This is a genomic window from Halomonas sp. AOP27-A1-41 (assembly GCF_052378605.1).
Lineage (GTDB): Bacteria > Pseudomonadota > Gammaproteobacteria > Pseudomonadales > Halomonadaceae > Vreelandella > Vreelandella citrativorans.
Genome location: NZ_JBQSXT010000009.1, coordinates 1 through 16,102, shown reverse-complemented (window position 1 = coordinate 16,102; position 16,102 = coordinate 1). Strand labels below are relative to the sequence as shown.

Annotated in this window: 12 protein-coding genes, 1 tRNA gene and 1 pseudogene; 12 read left to right on the top strand and 2 right to left on the bottom strand. The window is 57.7% G+C overall.

The window, feature by feature from the left end:
- Positions 1-68: 68 nt before the first annotated feature.
- The 11 genes and pseudogenes from ACT3TC_RS07805 (at position 69) to ACT3TC_RS07755 (ending at position 13,837) form a co-directional block, all read left to right on the top strand.
- Positions 69-1,982: a DNA topoisomerase III gene (locus ACT3TC_RS07805; protein ID WP_444639661.1), complete on the top strand. Its 1,914-nt coding sequence runs from the start codon at positions 69-71 to the stop codon at positions 1,980-1,982.
- Positions 1,983-2,263: 281 nt separating this feature from the next.
- Positions 2,264-2,884 (top strand): type IV toxin-antitoxin system AbiEi family antitoxin domain-containing protein, encoded by a 621-nt coding sequence (locus tag ACT3TC_RS07800; RefSeq protein WP_226913521.1) that lies wholly within the window; start codon positions 2,264-2,266, stop codon positions 2,882-2,884.
- A gap of 46 nt (positions 2,885-2,930) precedes the next feature.
- Positions 2,931-3,890 (top strand): nucleotidyl transferase AbiEii/AbiGii toxin family protein, encoded by a 960-nt coding sequence (locus ACT3TC_RS07795; protein WP_193054153.1) that lies wholly within the window; start codon positions 2,931-2,933, stop codon positions 3,888-3,890.
- A 178-nt stretch (positions 3,891-4,068) separates the two neighbouring features.
- Positions 4,069-4,467 (top strand): hypothetical protein, encoded by a 399-nt coding sequence (locus ACT3TC_RS07790; RefSeq protein ID WP_444639660.1) that lies wholly within the window; start codon positions 4,069-4,071, stop codon positions 4,465-4,467.
- A 153-nt stretch (positions 4,468-4,620) separates the two neighbouring features.
- Positions 4,621-7,683 carry a formate dehydrogenase-N subunit alpha gene (gene fdnG / locus ACT3TC_RS07785; protein WP_444639711.1) on the top strand — a complete coding sequence of 1,021 codons (3,063 nt, stop codon included), beginning with the start codon at positions 4,621-4,623 and terminating at the stop codon, positions 7,681-7,683.
- Between the two features lie 15 nt (positions 7,684-7,698).
- Positions 7,699-8,616: a formate dehydrogenase subunit beta gene (gene fdxH, locus ACT3TC_RS07780; RefSeq protein ID WP_172116476.1), complete on the top strand. Its 918-nt coding sequence runs from the start codon at positions 7,699-7,701 to the stop codon at positions 8,614-8,616.
- The gene (locus ACT3TC_RS07775; protein WP_172116475.1) at positions 8,613-9,320 is read left to right on the top strand and encodes a formate dehydrogenase subunit gamma; all 708 of its coding nucleotides are present in this window, start codon (positions 8,613-8,615) and stop codon (positions 9,318-9,320) included. Before fdxH ends, ACT3TC_RS07775 begins: the two co-directional genes overlap by 4 nt.
- Positions 9,317-10,243, top strand: a complete 927-nt coding sequence (gene fdhE / locus ACT3TC_RS07770) for a formate dehydrogenase accessory protein FdhE (protein ID WP_287076750.1) — start codon at positions 9,317-9,319, stop codon at positions 10,241-10,243. The genes ACT3TC_RS07775 and fdhE overlap by 4 nt, the downstream gene beginning before the upstream one ends.
- A gap of 85 nt (positions 10,244-10,328) precedes the next feature.
- The gene (gene selA, locus ACT3TC_RS07765; protein ID WP_444639659.1) at positions 10,329-11,804 is read left to right on the top strand and encodes an L-seryl-tRNA(Sec) selenium transferase; all 1,476 of its coding nucleotides are present in this window, start codon (positions 10,329-10,331) and stop codon (positions 11,802-11,804) included.
- Positions 11,801-13,690: pseudogene (gene selB / locus ACT3TC_RS07760) on the top strand (selenocysteine-specific translation elongation factor); the annotation flags it as partial. The gene selA and the pseudogene selB, both read left to right, overlap by 4 nt.
- A 51-nt stretch (positions 13,691-13,741) precedes the next feature.
- Positions 13,742-13,837: transfer RNA gene (locus ACT3TC_RS07755), tRNA-Sec, on the top strand.
- A 115-nt stretch (positions 13,838-13,952) separates the two neighbouring features.
- On the opposite strand, the gene ACT3TC_RS07750 is transcribed toward ACT3TC_RS07755, so the two are convergent.
- Complete coding sequence (locus ACT3TC_RS07750; protein ID WP_444639658.1) at positions 13,953-14,858, bottom strand: LysR substrate-binding domain-containing protein; 906 nt, start codon at positions 14,856-14,858, stop codon at positions 13,953-13,955.
- Between the two features lie 2 nt (positions 14,859-14,860).
- Between ACT3TC_RS07750 and ACT3TC_RS07745 the strand changes: the two genes are divergently transcribed.
- Complete coding sequence (locus tag ACT3TC_RS07745) at positions 14,861-15,682, top strand: FMN-dependent NADH-azoreductase (protein WP_444639657.1); 822 nt, start codon at positions 14,861-14,863, stop codon at positions 15,680-15,682.
- A gap of 53 nt (positions 15,683-15,735) precedes the next feature.
- Here the strand turns inward: ACT3TC_RS07745 and ACT3TC_RS07740 are convergent.
- A partial coding sequence (locus ACT3TC_RS07740) for a DUF1330 domain-containing protein (protein WP_444639656.1) occupies positions 15,736-16,102 on the bottom strand: 367 nt, incomplete at its 5' end.

Genomic DNA, 16,102 nt, shown 5'->3' with positions numbered 1-16,102 from the left:
CTGCCCTATAAGTCACCGCTACTGTTACCATAGGCGCATTTCGAACAGACGTTAAGGCCACGCTTCGCATGCGCTTGATTATTGCCGAAAAACCCAGCCTTGCCCGGGCCATTGCTGAAGCGCTGCCGGGAAGCTCCAAACGCCAGGAAGGCGCTATTGTGTGCGGTGATACCACCGTAACCTGGTGTTTGGGCCACCTGCTTGAGCAGTCCCCACCCGAGGCTTACGACCCCGCCGATAAACAGTGGCGGCTGGACCGTTTGCCCATTGTGCCTGGCACCTGGAAGCTGGCACCGCGTTATAAAGCGCGTGGGCAGCTAGCGGTGATTCGCAAGTTAATCAAGCAGGCCACTGATGTTGTTCATGCTGGCGACCCGGACCGAGAAGGCCAGCTACTGGTGCAGGAAGTGATCGAGCACCTGAAGTACCGCGGCCCGGTTCAACGCCTGTTAATCAGCGATTTGAACCGCCCAGCGGTCAGTCGCGCCCTCGCCAAACTGCGCTCCAATCAGGAGTTCCAGCCGCTTTTTCAGGCAGCGCAAGCGCGTTCACGCGCTGACTGGCTGTATGGCATCAACTTGACCCGTGCCTGGACGCTCACCGGCCGCCAAGCGGGCCACGATGGTGTACTTTCCGTTGGCCGTGTGCAAACACCGGTACTCGGGCTGATTGTGCGCCGAGATAACGCCATTCGAGATTTCAGGCCGCATCCGTTCTACCCGCTCTGGGTGGACTTACAGGTTGAAAAAGGCCAACTACGCGCTTGGTGGGCACCCAAGGAACACCAGCCGCTGGATGATCAAGGCCGCTTGATTGATCGCACACCCGCTGATGCACTGGCCGCCCAATTGCCGGGTGCAACCGGCCAGCTCACCAGGCTCGACCAGCAGGAAAAACGTCAGGCGCCGCCGCTGCCCTACTCGCTTTCCGCACTTCAGGTAGATGCCGCCCGACGCTTTGGGCTTTCCGCACAAATGGTGCTGGATATTTGCCAGCGCCTTTACGAGCAGCACAAGCTGATCACCTACCCGCGCTCCGACTGTCGCTATCTGCCCGAAGAGCACTTGGCCCTTGCCCAGCGCAGTTTAACCGGCGCCTGCCAAAATGATGACACGCTCAGGCAATGGCTGAATGGTGCCGATTTCTCGCTGCGCTCAAAGGCGTGGAACGACAAGCAGGTGGGTGCCCACCACGCCTTGGCGCCTACCGGAAAGCCTGCTGATTTCAGCCAGCTCTCGGCCACTGAAGGCCACGTGTTTCGGTTGGTGGTGCGCAACGTCATGGCCCAGTTCTATCGCCCTTTGCGCACCTTTGAAGTGAAAGCCGAGTTCACGCTGTTAAACGAGGCGTTCCGTGCCCGCGGCCAAAGTATTCTCGACCCTGGCTGGAAACCGCTTTTCACCACGAAAGAAGAATCACCGCCGCTGCCACCGCTTGCCCAAAATGAACACTGCAAAGCACTGGGTGCAGGCATAGAGGAAAAGGAAACCCGCCCACCCGAGCCGTTTACCGATGCCAGCCTAATCAAGGCGATGATGAACATCGGCCGCTACGTGGATGACCCGAACGTTCGCAAGACCTTACGGGACACCGATGGCCTGGGTACCGAAGCCACCCGCGCCGGTATCATCGAAACCCTGGTACAGCGCGGCTACCTGGTGCGCCAACAAAAAGCCCTACGTGCCACCAAACTGGGGAGCGCGTTAATCGCCGCTCTACCCAGCGCCGTCAGCACGCCGGAACGCACCGCCCTTTGGGAGCAGCGCCTGCGGGCCATTTCTGAACAACAGGATGATGCGGGCGCTTTTCAGCAGGCCCTGCTGGAAGACCTTCGCGCCCTGCTTCATCAAAGCGATGCGGAAAAGCTCAGGCTGAGTTTGCAAACGGCTCAGGGTGCAGCGGGTAGCCCGGCAAAGCCAAGGAAAAGCACTAAAACCAAACGCGCCAGCTATGTGAAACGCAAACCTGCCAAGCAACGCTGACTGGGGTTTCAACTTTGGCGACGCCAGCAAGTTAATGAAACACGGCCCCCAACACCTATAAGACACCTTGTTACACTAAAGCCTGTCATGCCCTTTTTTTTATTAGAGCTAGGCCCCGATTTCATTATCGCCTGAACAGAAAGTTCACGTACGCCATGGATGCTACGCATTGTAAGAAACTGCTTGCGCTCGACCAGTCCAACACCCCCGACGAAGCTGCCGCTTGAATCTTCAAGCGCGATCAGACAAAGTGTCACCACATATAAACAAGTGGTGACACTTTGTCTGAATCCTGCTCCGCCCGATCTTTTCGGACTCAACTTCAAACCCTGTTCCGCCAGCAAGGCGGTAAGCTTCGCCTGAGTGAGGCCCTGACACTGGGTATCAGCCGGTACCAGTTCTATCGCCTTCGTGATGAAGGGCTGATTGAGCCGGTCAGCCGTGGCCTCTATCGACTGGCGGACCTTCCCCCGATTGATAATCCAGATTTGGTGGCCACCGCCACCCGTTTTCCCCATGCCGTGCTCTGCTTGATTTCGGCGCTAGACTGGCACGGCATTACCACCCAGATTCCTCACCAAGTGCATCTAGCGGTGGAACGGGATGCCCGTCTGCCGGTTCTGGATTATCCGCCGGTGGCCGGTTATCGGTTCTCAGGGCAGGCCTTCAGCACAGGCATCGAGCAGGTAGAAGTAGATGACATCACGCTACAGGTCTACAACCCGGAGAAAACCCTGGCGGACTGCTTTAAGTTCCGTAACCGTATCGGCATGGATGTGGTGCTGGAGGCGCTTGAGCTCTACCGCAACCGTAAAACATTCCGGCCTGGGAAACTGATGGAATACGCCAGCATCTGCCGCGTTGCGAAGGTGATGGCGCCCTATGTAGAGGCCAGGCTTTGAGCGGAATCACTCAGTCAACGAACCAACAAGATGACAGGAGACTACGGTGGCCAAAAACATCGCCGCGTCTGTGCGCCAGAAGTTGCTGAATAAATCCCGAGAAGAAAAACGCCCCTTCCAAGAGTTACTACAGTACTTCGCTATGGAGCGGTTTCTTTACCGGCTTAGCCAATCGACTCATAACCGCAGTTTTACGCTAAAGGGTGCCCTACTGCTTTGGGTTATGCAGGGGCCGGACATTCGGCCGACGCGTGATATCGATATGCTGGGTCAAACAAGCAATCGCCCAGATGCCATTCTGGCCCAAGTGAGCGATGTGTTGGCTACGGGCGTAATGGATGATGGATTATCGTTTGACTTAAATACGCTAAAAGCCGAAACCATTACCGAAGACGCCGACTATCAAGGGATTAGGGTGACGTTTACCGGATTTCTCGATAATGCCAAAATCCCCATGCAATTGGATATTGGTTTTGGCGACATTATTTTTCCGCTGCCTTCTTGGCAGACATTTCCCGGCCTACTAGGCTTCCCTACCGACAGAATTCTTTGTTATACACCGGAATCATCCATTGCTGAGAAGTTTCAGGCGATGGTCCATCTGGGTGAATTGAACAGCCGCATGAAAGACTTTTACGATATTTGGATACTTTCGCGGCAGCACTCTTTCACGCTTTCGAACCTGGATGGCGCTATAACAAGAACCTTTGCTAACCGACATACGGCACTCCCTGAAACTAACCCTTTTTCTACCGCTTTCGTGGACAGCAAGCAGCCACAATGGCAGGCGTTCCATAAGCGCCTTGGCCAAGACCATGTGCCGGAGGCGTTTTCGGAGGTTGTCGTAGCGGTGTTGGAATTTCTTGGCCCCGTCATAGAGAAAACACCCGCTAATCCCGTGCACAAAATCTGGCACCCACCCGGTCCATGGAGTCCGCAGCCCAGCCAAGCGTACGAGCAAGCCAAAAAAGAGCTCTACAAAGAGAAAAAGTACCAGAGGGAGTAAGAAGTAGAATAACCATGACGGGATGCACACCTCTTAACCCATATTCTTGCGCCAAGCGGCGCGACTGTCTATACAGAAGGTAGATACGGCATCGCTGCCCTTAAATAGTAACCAGTGTGGATCGCTCAGCGGCAGAGGCCTTGACCCATTCGACTTAGCTCATTCGAGGAGTTCAAGCATGATTCGACGCACGCTCCCCCTCCTTGTTGCCTTGCTAAGCACTGGCGCCATGATCACGCTTCAGGCCTCCGAACCAGCAGCGCCTCAGAATGAAAGCGGCGTACTTCCCAACGCCATGCCCGAGAAGCCGAATATAGATACCGGCACGGCGGGTACCACCAGCGGCATTACCGGGGCGAATATGGATCAGGAGGATGAGACCACCGGTGGTGGTCAATCCCGGGGCGATGCCATGTTCCAGACGCCGGACTCTCAGCCCGATGCTGGGTCCACCTACGAAACCGAGACACCTGAGCGCGAGGAAGCACTTTTGCCGGATGAACCGCTGGGTGCCGACGACAGCGGGCGCCGGGAAGACGGTGAATCTCAGGGCAGCACGTCCGATTCGCCCGAATAAGCCGTTAACAGTAAGCCCTAGTGGCAACCTTCTCACTGAACAAACGACACCGCGACGCACCGCCAAACAAGAACAGACGCACTATGCTTAACGGATATGTCATCTCAGGAAGTGACGACATTTAGAACAAAACGACAGGAGGCCGTGATGACTCTGAAGGTTACGCGAAGACAGTTTTTTAAACTCGGGGCCGTCGGCATGGCTACCTCCAGTATGGCCATGATGGGCTTTGCACCTGAGCCCGCGCTCGCCTCAATTCGCCAGTTCAAGCTTACCGGCGCCAAGATAACCCGCAGCAACTGCACCTATTGCTCGGTGGGCTGCGGCGTACTGCTCTATAGCCGCGGCGATGGAGCGATCAACAGCATTGATAGCATCTACCATGTCGAGGGCGACCCGGATCACCCGGTCAGTCGCGGCTCGCTGTGTCCCAAGGGCGCGGGGCTGCTCGACTACATCCAGAGCGAATCGCGCCTTAAGTATCCTCAGGTACGCGAACCCGGCACCGATGAGTGGAAACGCATCAGCTGGGACGACGCGCTGACACGTATCGCCCGTCACATGAAGGATGATCGCGACGCCAACTTTGTCGCCGAGGACGATGCAGGCAATACCGTCAACCACTGGACCACGACCGGGATGCTAGCGGCGTCCGCCTCGACCAACGAGACGGCCTACCTGACACAGAAGATAGTCCGCAGCCTTGGCATGGTGGTACTCGACAACCAGGCGCGCGTCTGACACGGACCGACGGTGGCAGGTCTTGCCCCAACATTCGGTCGCGGTGCCATGACCAACCACTGGGTCGACATCCGCAACGCTGATCTTATTCTCGTCATGGGTGGCAATGCCGCCGAGGCGCACCCCGTTGGTTTTCGCTGGGTGATGGAAGCCAAGGAGCACAACGATGCCCGTTTAGTGGTGGTCGATCCCCGCTTTAACCGCACGGCAGCGGTGGCGGACTACTACGCGGAAATTCGTACCGGCACCGATATCGCTTTTCTGGGCGGTCTAATCAGCTACTTGATCGAAACCGATCAGATCCATCATGAGTATGTGCGCGCCTACACCGACGCGAGCCTCATCGTGCGCGAGGATTTCGGCTTCGAGGATGGCCTGTTCACCGGCTACGACGCCGAGAATGGCGACTACGACAAAGAGACTTGGCGGTACGAGTACGACGACGAAGGCTATGCCCTGCGTGACGATACGCTCCAACACCCCCGCTGCGTATTCCAATTGATGCGTGCGCATTTCAGTCGCTATACCCCTGATGTGGTCTCTTCAGTGTGCGGTACGCCTCGTGACAAGCTTCTGCACGTCTGGGACATGGTCGCCGCGACCGTCGTGGACGACAAGACCATGACGATCCTCTACGCACTGGGGTGGACGCAGCACTCGATCGGTTCGCAGATCATTCGCACTGCGGCGATGCTTCAGTTGTTGCTTGGCAACATGGGCATGCGCGGGGGTGGCGTCAACGCTCTGCGTGGGCACTCCAACATCCAGGGGCTGACCGACCTCGGGCTGCTCTCGGACTTACTACCTGGATACATGTCGCTGCCCGAGGCCGATGAGCAGGATTACAACGCCTATATCCTTGATCGCTCCCGCCCGGACCTCCTGCCTGGTGAAGTGTCCTACTGGCGCTATTACGAGCGTTTTCATGTCAGCCTGATGAAAGCCTGGTTCGGCGATGCGGCCACCGAAACAAACAACTGGTGCTATGACTGGCTGCCCAAGCTCAGCGAGACCCTGTATGACGTGCTGCATACCTTCGAGCGGATGAGCCATGGCGACATCACCGGCTATATTTGCCAAGGGTTCAATCCGCTGGCCGCCTTTCCGCATAAAGCCAAGACTAGTGCAGCGCTTTCCCGCTTGAAGTACTTGGTGGTCATCGATCCGCTGAGAACCGAAACCGCCGAGTTCTGGAAGAACCATGGCGAATTCAACGACGTGAACACCGCCGAGATCGATACTGAAGTGTTCCGCTTGCCGACCACCGCATTTGCCGAGGAAGACGGTTCCATCGTCAACAGCTCACGCTGGCTGCAATGGTTCTGGGCAGCGGCACCGCCCCCGGGCGAAGCGATTCCCGATACCGCTATTCTGGCGGGCATCTTCTTGCGGATGCAGCAGATGTATCGTGACGAAGGCGGCGCCTTTTCAGATGCGCTGCTCAATCTAAGCTGGCCCTATCGTTACCCGGCAGAACCCAGCGCCAACGAAATAGCCCGGGAGTACAACGGTTGGGCACTCGAGGACGTGGTTGATGAGCAGCGCAATATTGTCTGTCGGGCGGGCGAGCAGATCGAGGATTTCGGCATGCTGCGTGCTGACGGCAGCACGGCGAGCGGTTGCTGGATATTTGCTGGCTGCTGGACCGATGAAGGCAACCAAATGACCCGCCGCGACAACTCCGACCCCTACGGCGTCGGCCAGACACTGGGCTGGGCCTGGTCGTGGCCGGCCAACCGGCGAATCCTTTACAACCGGGCAAGCGCACGCCCCGACGGCACGCCGTGGGCTGAGCGCAAGGCGGTCGTCTGGTGGAACGGCAATCGCTGGGTGGGTAATGACGTTCCCGACTTCCCGGTGGAATCCGCACCGACAGAAGCTCAGGGCCCCTTCATCATGAACCAGACGGGGCGAGGGCAGTTCTTTGCCCGTGACCGTATGGTCGAAGGGCCTTTCCCGGAACACTACGAACCGTTTGAAACGCCCATCGCCAACAACCCGATGCACCCCAACAACCCACTGGCCAAGAACAATCCAGGCGCGCGGGTGTTCGAGCAGGATCGGGCCAACTTCGGCACCTTCGAGGAGTTTCCGCATGCGGCGACCACCTATCGTCTCACTGAACATTTCCACTACTGGACGATGCATAACCGCTTGAACGCCATCGCCCAGCCGGAAAAATTCGTGGAGATTGGCGAAATTCTGGCCAACGAACTGGGCATTGTTAAAGGTGACCGAGTCCGCGTCAGCTCCAAGCGCGGCCATATCGAAGCGGTGGCGGTGGTGACCAAGCGTATTCGTCCATTGCAGGTAGCGGGGCACACGGTGCACCAGATAGGCATCCCGATTCACTGGGGTTATCTGGGCGAAACCAAGCAGGCTCACCTGACTAATACGCTGACGCCATCTGTAGGTGACGCCAATACCCAGACGCCGGAGTTCAAGTCGTTTCTGGTACGGGTCGAAAAGCTATAACGCAAGGAGGAGAGCATGCGTGGGGAACAAATCAACTCGCAGAATATCATCGCCCGCTCAGCGACCTCAGTACCCTCGCCTCAAAGGCGAAGCGGCAGCGTTGAAACTGTCACTAAGCTGATTGATGTATCCCGCTGCATCGGTTGCAAGGCATGCCAGGTGGCATGCTCAGAGTGGAACGACTTGCGTGACGAGGTGGGTGAATGTGTGGGTGAATACGACAACCCGACTGACCTTACGCCCGACTCTTGGCAGGTAATGCGCTTCAACGAGCACGAGAACGAGCAAGGCAACCTGGAGTGGCTGATCCGTAAGGACAACTGCATGCACTGCGCCGAACCGGGCTGTCTTGAGGCGTGCCCGGCACCTGGCGCTATCGTCCAATACGCCAACGGCATCGTTGACTTCAACTCCGAGCACTGCATCGGTTGCGGCTACTGTGTCACTGGCTGCCCTTTTGATGTTCCACGGATTTCGAAAAAGGATTCCAAGGCCTATAAATGCACACTGTGTTCTGATCGTGTCTCTCATGGCCTGGAGCCAGCCTGTGTAAAATCGTGCCCTACCGGTTCGATCATGTTCGGCACCAAGGAGGACATGCTCGATCTCGCTGAGACGCGCACCGATTTTCTCAAAGGACGTGGCTTTGAAAATGCCGGTATCTATGATCCTCAAGGGGTGGGTGGTACCCATGTGATCTACGTGCTGCAACATGCCGACAAACCGGAGATCTACAGCGGCTTGCCCAAGGACCCGCGCATCAGTCCTCTGGTCGAGGGTTGGAAAGGTATACCCAAGCCGCTGGCCTCAGCAGCTATCGGGCTTGCCGCATTTGCCGGGTTCTTCCACTACCTCACCGCAGGCCCCAAGGAAACACCGGAAGAGGTGGAAGAAGGAGTGGAGGACGAGGAGCCTGAGGAGAAACAGCCATGAATGAGCCGAAACCGCATGCCAAATCCGATCCAGGCATCCTGCGATATGATGCGTTTTCACGCATCAATCACTGGCTCGTCGCGATCAGCTTCGTGATGCTGGTGCTCAGTGGGCTGCCCTTTTTTCACCCCTTCTTCTGGTCGTTAACCGGTCTGTTCGGCGGCCCGATCATGACGCGCATCCTGCACCCGTATATTGGGCTGTGTATGACGCTATTTTTCGTGATCATGGTGATCCGCTTCTTCAAGGTGAGCCTGATCAAGCGCCATGACATTCAGTGGCTCAAGCAGATCAAGGACGTGCTGAGTAATCATGACGAGCGTCTGCCGCCGGTAGGTAAGAACAATGCCGGGCAGAAGCTCGTTTACTGGATCATGGTGCTCTGCGTGCCATTGTTGCTGGTAACCGGTCTACTCATCTGGCAACCCTACTTTGCCGATGCCGTCCCCATCACACTACGTCGGTTGGCCGCCGTTGGGCATGCTTATGTGGCTTTCCTCGCGATCATTACCTTGATCATCCACATTTACTCGGGTATCTGGGTGAAGGGGTCGTTCACCGCCATGATTCGTGGCCGGGTCAGCAAGCCTTGGGCGAAACATCATCATGATTTATGGTACGAGGAGGAAATGGACAAAGAGCGCAAGGAGCGCGAGATGACCAAGCAGCCGCACACGACCATGACAAGAGAGGAGCCCAAGTGAATCACGCATATGGCAATGCCCCGATGGGCGTTATTGATCCCCCCTCCGTGGTGCTGCCCGAGCAGGAGCACTTTGCCCAGCGCGCACAGCGCCTGCATGACCTCTCCGAGCGTATCGAACCGCTGCGTGATTTCCTGGCCTTTATGGCACAGCTCTCCCAAGCACAGCAGCGGGCACTTGAGCACAATACCCCAGCGTGGCTGCCCGAGCCGGACGCCTTTGCGCTGGCCTTGGAGCACGGCATGCCGCCGCTGGGTACCCAAGCGCTTTGCCGCGACATCGATTTTCATAGTGAACTCGCAGCACTTCTCGATGGCCTCGATTTGCATGTCGGTGAGGCGCAGCGGCCGTTGCTCGACACCCTGCGTAAGCTGCCCAGGGAGGAAATCGACCGCCTTGCCCAGGAAGTGCTGGAAGCGCGCCCCGGCCCTGAAGCAAGCCGTGGGCTGATGCCCTTGATAGCAGCAGCATTGCAAGTAGCCTGGCTGCGCTTGGCGCGCACCCTGCCCCAACCGCCAAAGCGCCCCTCCGCCGAGGCCCGTTCGATCTGCCCCTGTTGCGGCTCATTGCCGGTGGCAAGCATCATTCAGATCGATTCTAAACGCAGCGGGGTGCGTTACCTGCAATGTGGGCTATGCGCGACACAATGGTATCTGGAGCGCTCCAAGTGCAGCGTCTGCGATCAGAGCGGTAAGCTTGACTACCTGAGCCTTGAGGACGAGAGCGGCGAGCGCCTGCTCCCCACTCAGGCCGAGACCTGTGGCGACTGTCACTCCTATCTCAAAATCATGCCACGTGAGCTCGATGCACATGCTGACCCCCTCGCTGATGACCTTGCGAGCCTAGCGCTGGATCTTCTGCTTGCCGAGGAAAAGCAGTATTTTCGTAGCGGCTTCAACCCGCTGCTCATCGTTGGCGAATAAGGGCATCCCCGAGCGACCATGGACGACCCGCGCTCAGCCATGCTATACCTTGGGATTTGAATCCCGGCATGGATTGAAAACAACAATGGACGTTCGACGCAGCCTGCCCGCCGTAGACACTCTGCTGACCCACCCCACTCTGCAGCAAGCCCAGCAGCGCCATGGTGGGCACCTGGTCAGGCAGGCCATTCGCCTAACCCTTGAGAGCGAGCGCTCGCGCCTTGCGGGTAGTTCCGAGGCTGCCGAGCATCAACTTGCCGCCCTCTCTGTCGATACACTCACTGCCCGAGTACTTGAGCGCCTGGAACAGCTGGTACGGCCTAACAGCCGCAGCGTATTCAATTTGACCGGTACGGTGATTCATACCAACCTCGGCCGCTCGCCACTTGCCGAACCCGCCATTGAGGCCATGGCCGAAGCCGCCCGCCATCCCATGGCACTTGAGTACGACTTGGAGAGCGGCGGCCGTGGCGACCGCGACCGCCTGGTGGAACCCTTGCTTTGCGAGCTGACCGGCGCCGAAGCAGCCACCGTGGTCAACAATAACGCTGGCGCTGTACTACTGGCCCTGAGCGCTCTGGCCGATGGCCGCGAGGCGGTCGTTTCACGCGGCGAGTTGATTGAGATAGGCGGTGCCTTTCGCATGCCCGACATCATGGCCGCGGCGGGCTGTCGGCTGCATGAGGTAGGCGCTACTAACCGCACCCATGCCAAGGATTTCCAGGCCGCCATGGGCGAGAGCACCGGGTTGATCGTCAAGGCACACACCTCCAACTACGCCATCACCGGTTTTACCAAGAGCGTGCCCGAGCGCGAACTGGCGAGCATTGCACACGCGCAGGGAGTCCCCTTCATGGTTGACCTGGGCAGCGGCGCACTAGCCGACTTCTCCGCGCTTGGACTGCCCCATGAAGAGCAACCTCGCGAGGCAATCGCCGCCGGAGCCGATGTCGTCACCTTTAGCGGCGACAAGCTACTGGGCGGCCCGCAGGCAGGCATCATTGTTGGCCGCCGTGACCTTATCGATACGATCAAGCGCCATCCATTAAAACGTGCCCTGCGCCTAGACAAGCTGACCCTGGCCGCCCTGGAAGCCACCCTGCGTCTTTATCGTGACAGTGACGCGCCCCAGCGAGACATTCCCACGTTGGCAATGTTGACGCGTACTGACGTCGAGATTGCGGCGACCGGCGAGCGTTTACTCTCCTCCGCCCAGGCTTTGCTCGACGACATCGATGTTACCCTGGCCCCCTGCGTGAGTCAGCTTGGCAGCGGCTCGCTCCCCGTCGACCGGTTGCCAAGCTACGCGCTGGTCTGGCGCCCACTAAACGGTGACCGCCGCGCCAGGGAACGGTGCCTCAAACGCATCGAGACAGCGTTTCGACAACTCCCCCGTCCGGTCATCGGCCGCCTTAACGAAGGCGCCCTCTATCTCGATCTGCGCTGCCTATACCGTCCTGAAGACGTCGACGCCTTCGCGTCACAACTCTCGATATTGAAGCAGCGCTACGAGAACCACCATGCCCTGCAGCAGGACGTGCACAAAGAGGGCCCGTCATGATCATCGGCACGGCTGGCCATGTCGATCATGGTAAGACCGCTTTGATCCAGCAACTGACCGGTATCGATACCGACCGCCTCAAAGAGGAAAAAGCCCGTGGGCTGACCATCGAAGCTGGTTTCGCTTATCCCGAAGTCGCGTCAGGCGTCGAGCTCGGCTTTGTCGACGTGCCCGGGCATCATCGGTTCCTGCATAACATGCTCGCGGGCAGTGCTGGCATCGACACGGCCCTGCTGGTGGTGGCCGCCGACGATGGAGTAATGCCCCAGACAATCGAACATGTCCAAATTCTCGACCTGCTCGGCGTCGACCGCGGCGTGGTAGCACTGACCAAGATCGACCGAGTCGACGAACTACGGCGACAGGAAGTCAGACAAGAGATCATCCAACTGCTGGCAGGTACCCAGCTCGCCAAGGCGCCGCTGTATGACGTCTCGAGCCATAGCGGTGAAGGCGTAGCGGCACTGCGTGACACGCTATGGTCCCAGGCGGCCGAACAGCATGCGCTCTCTGCTTATGGGCATTTCCGCCTTAGCGTGGACCGCGTCTTTGCGCTGCCGGGAGCCGGCCTGGTAGTGACCGGCACCGCACTCAGCGGCTACATTGCCAAAGGTGACATGGTGCGCCTGGTACCCGACGGCCATAAGGCCAGAGTACGCCAGCTGCGGCGCCAGCACCGCGAGAGCGATCAGGCACACCAGGGTGACCGGGTAGCGCTCAACCTTTCAGGCACTGGGGTGGAACGAGATCGCATCCGTCGCGGCGACTGGGTGGTCGCCGATGCACTGGAAACGCCGCCCATCAAACGCCTCGACGTCCAGCTAAGGTTGCTCGACTCTACCCCACCGCTCAAGCACTGGACGCCAGTCCATATACACCTGGGGGCCGCCCATCTCATGGGGCGGGTCTCGCTTCTCGAAGGGCAACGACTCGAACCAGGCAAAAGCATGCTGGGGCAACTGGTCTGTGATAGCCCGGTACACGCCTGCCTGGGGGATCGTTTCGTCATCCGTGATCATGGTGGGCATATTACTCTCGGCGGCGGAATCGCACTGGACGGCGAACCACCCCGCCGTGGTCAGCGCGCTCCCGCTCGCCTGGCCTGGTTGGCGGCACTGGCGGAATGCGCAAACACCAAGCCCCCTTATGATCTTCATGAACCGCTGAGTGCTGCGCTTGATCTCCATCCCGAAGGCTTGGATCTTTCTGGCATGGCGCGTAATCTTAATATCAGCGTTCAGGGTCTAGCGCCGCTGGTCGAGGCATCCGCAGGTCAAGTCCTCACTGCCGAAGGCGAAGTTAGTGCTTTCTCCCGGGAAGCCATCGAATCGCTTAGAGAGCGGATTATCCAAGTAGTCGCCAGTAATCACCAGAACGAACCCGCCATGCTGGGGACCGAGCGCGAGCGACTAAATCGCCAGGCCGCCCCTCGGTTACCGGCTCCCCTCTTCCGCGGCCTGCTGAAACAACTGATCGAGGCGGGCCAGCTTGATAGCAATGGGCCCTTCATTTCTCTGCCTGGCCATCGCGCAGCACTTAATGAACATGACGAGGCGCTCTGGCAACGGCTCGAACCTCTTCTCGCGGAAGCCCCCTTCCAGCCACCCCGGGTTCGCGACCTGGCAGCAAGCGGTGGGCTTGATGAACAGCGTGTTCGCCAGGTGCTAACAGCCTGCGCTCGCCTCGGCAGGCTCTACCAGGTACGCAAGGACCACTTCTACCTCGCCTCAGCGACACATGAACTGGCCAATATCGCGCGTAAGCTGATGGACGAGCACGGCACTATTCGCGTCGCAGAATTCCGCAACCGCATCGGTACCGGACGCAAATTGGCCATTCATATTCTCGAATTCTTTGATAGGATAGGTTTTACACGCCGGGTGCAAGATGAACGCTACATTCGCCGTACTGCCCTGTGGAACCAGGCAACCGCTCAAGGAAGAGGATCGACCCCCGGTGGGGCGGCCAGACTTCAAATCTGGCAGGGGCTGCCAGCAGTCTTTGGTGGGTTCGACTCCCACGCTCTTCCGCCACTCTTTTTGACGCTTCCCCCAGCCTCGCTATTTGAGCCAAATCAGACTCCGCCATGAAACTCACAGACGGCGAAGCATCAGGTCACGCAAGATAACGGTATAAAATACGATACTATCAAGCCGAAGGCGTTGATAGCCTGCCAGGCACTGCCATCACCCAGTCGCGAAGCGCCAACATCGTTGGATCGTTGCGGCGGTTTTCCGGGTAGGCCAAAAAGAAGGCTCGGTCTTCAAGTTCAGGGCCAAAAGGGTGTACCAGGCGCCCTTCGGCCAGCTCATCTTCAATCAGTTGACGGCTCATCAGCATGACACCCTGCCCTCCCACAGCCGCTGAAATAGCGTGGCTTTCGTCAGAAAAAGCCAGCCCGGCGCCGACATTCAACCCTGGAATCTGGGCGGTTTTCTGGTAACCCGGCCAATCCATGGGCGATATAATTACTCCCTGGGGTCGAAAGTGAATCAACGGATACTTCGATAGATCCTCCCCTGCATGCTGAACAAGCTGTGGGCTACACGCCGGAATCAACGTGGTATCAAACAGCTTCTCGGCTACTAACCCTGGCCAGCGTCCATCGCCATGCCGAATGGCAAGGTCGGCGGTTACCCCATCTAACGCAACGGGCTCGTGGGACGCATGGATTCGCAGGTCAATGTTTGGGTGAGATTCGCGCAGTATGCAAACCCAGGGCAACAACCAACGCACGGCCACCACCGGTGTGGTTGTCAGCGTAATGCCCCTGCGCTCGGGCATGGTACTCAAGCGCTCAATGGTGTTGCTGATATTGTCGAATGAAGATTCCAGCACCTGCTGCAGCTCGCGGCCTTGCGGCGTCAATTCCAGTTGCCTGGGCCTGCGTACAAACAGCGCAATGCCCAGAGCCTCTTCAAGCCCGCGAACCTGATGGCTAATGGCGGTGGCGGTAACTGAAAGTTCCAGCGCCGCCTGTTTAGCACTTTCATGGCGAGCAGCCGCTTCAAAAGCGCGAAGTGCCGAAAGCGAGGGTAATCGTCGAGAATTCATGAATGAGTTTTACTCATCTATACCTGCAAGAAAAGATCGTTTGTTACGGCTCACAAGCCAAGTCTAAGCTACGTCTGTTGTTAATCATAGATGAGTTCATCTCAGAACAGGAGACTATCATGCCACATATCCTACATATAGACGCCAGCGCCCGCCCGGGTATTGCAGGAACAGACAATCATGGCTCTCACAGCCGTCACCTTACCGATCAGTTTGCCAAACAATGGCAATTACGCCGCCCGCAAGACATGATCACCTATCGAGATATAGGCCAACACCCGCCATCCTTTCTTAACCACGACTGGATCGCGTCGGCTTTCACGCCTGGAGAACAGCGGGCACCCTGGATGAGGGATGCATTAGCAGAAAGCGACCAGCTGGTTGATGAATTAATCGCCGCAGATGTCGTAGTGATCGGCACGCCGTTCTATAACTTCGGCATGCCTGCCGCCCTAAAAGCATGGGTCGATCAGGTAGTGCGCCCTGGTCGAACGGTGGATATCGATGAGAGTAACCCGACTGATCCTTACGTTCCAAAGCTTGCTGACCGGCCAAGGCATGCGGTTGTTCTTACCGCCAGAGGCGGGATAGGCTTTGATATCGGTGGAAAGATGGCGCACATCAACCACCTGGAGCCCAATTTAGCCACTGCACTGAAGTTTATTGGCATCACTCAAATTCACTATATCGCCATTGAAGGACAGGAAGTGGGCGGGGAGGTATTGGCGAAGTCAGTTGCTGACGCAATAAGTAAAGTCGAACGGCTCGTTGATGAGTTGCAGGTGATGACATGGCGAGACACACAAATATCTGAACCGGCTTAAAAGCAGGAAGCAGCTTCTTACTATCAAGGTCGGCGCGTTAGGTGCGGGTATCGCTAACCCAGGATATCCGCACCTTTATGCCCCTCTGGCACGCCCTGAACCAACAGCACATCGCCCTCGGTATGCCGGGTACGAAATGGGCGAATCGCCTTATAAGCATCAGAGTCATACCACCCTTGAGCTTGTTCCATAGTAGGAAACTCAATGACGACCATATCGCCAGCCCACGAGCCCTCAAGTGGCGTGTATGGCCCCCCATGCACGAGGTATTTACCTGAAAAAGGAGCGAGCGTTGCGTCGATACGCTCTAAATATTGTTTAACCTCAGGATCGAATCGAGTTTCTCGAATGAGAGCAACAGCGTAGGCAGGCATCATCCCCCCCTTGATTAGACGAAATAATTTTCTAAACAACGAAAGC

What these genes read in the sequence shown, in the direction of transcription:
- ACT3TC_RS07805 (WP_444639661.1), top strand. Translation starts at nt 69, where the DNA reads ATGCGCTTGATTATTGCCGAAAAACCCAGCCTTGCCCGGGCCATTGCT.
- ACT3TC_RS07790 (WP_444639660.1), top strand. Translation starts at nt 4,069, where the DNA reads ATGATTCGACGCACGCTCCCCCTCCTTGTTGCCTTGCTAAGCACTGGC.
- selA (WP_444639659.1), top strand. Translation starts at nt 10,329, where the DNA reads ATGGACGTTCGACGCAGCCTGCCCGCCGTAGACACTCTGCTGACCCAC.
- ACT3TC_RS07745 (WP_444639657.1), top strand. Translation starts at nt 14,861, where the DNA reads ATGAGTTTTACTCATCTATACCTGCAAGAAAAGATCGTTTGTTACGGC.
- fdxH (WP_172116476.1), top strand. Translation starts at nt 7,699, where the DNA reads ATGCGTGGGGAACAAATCAACTCGCAGAATATCATCGCCCGCTCAGCG.
- ACT3TC_RS07750 (WP_444639658.1), bottom strand. Translation starts at nt 14,858, where the DNA reads ATGAATTCTCGACGATTACCCTCGCTTTCGGCACTTCGCGCTTTTGAA.
- ACT3TC_RS07775 (WP_172116475.1), top strand. Translation starts at nt 8,613, where the DNA reads ATGAATGAGCCGAAACCGCATGCCAAATCCGATCCAGGCATCCTGCGA.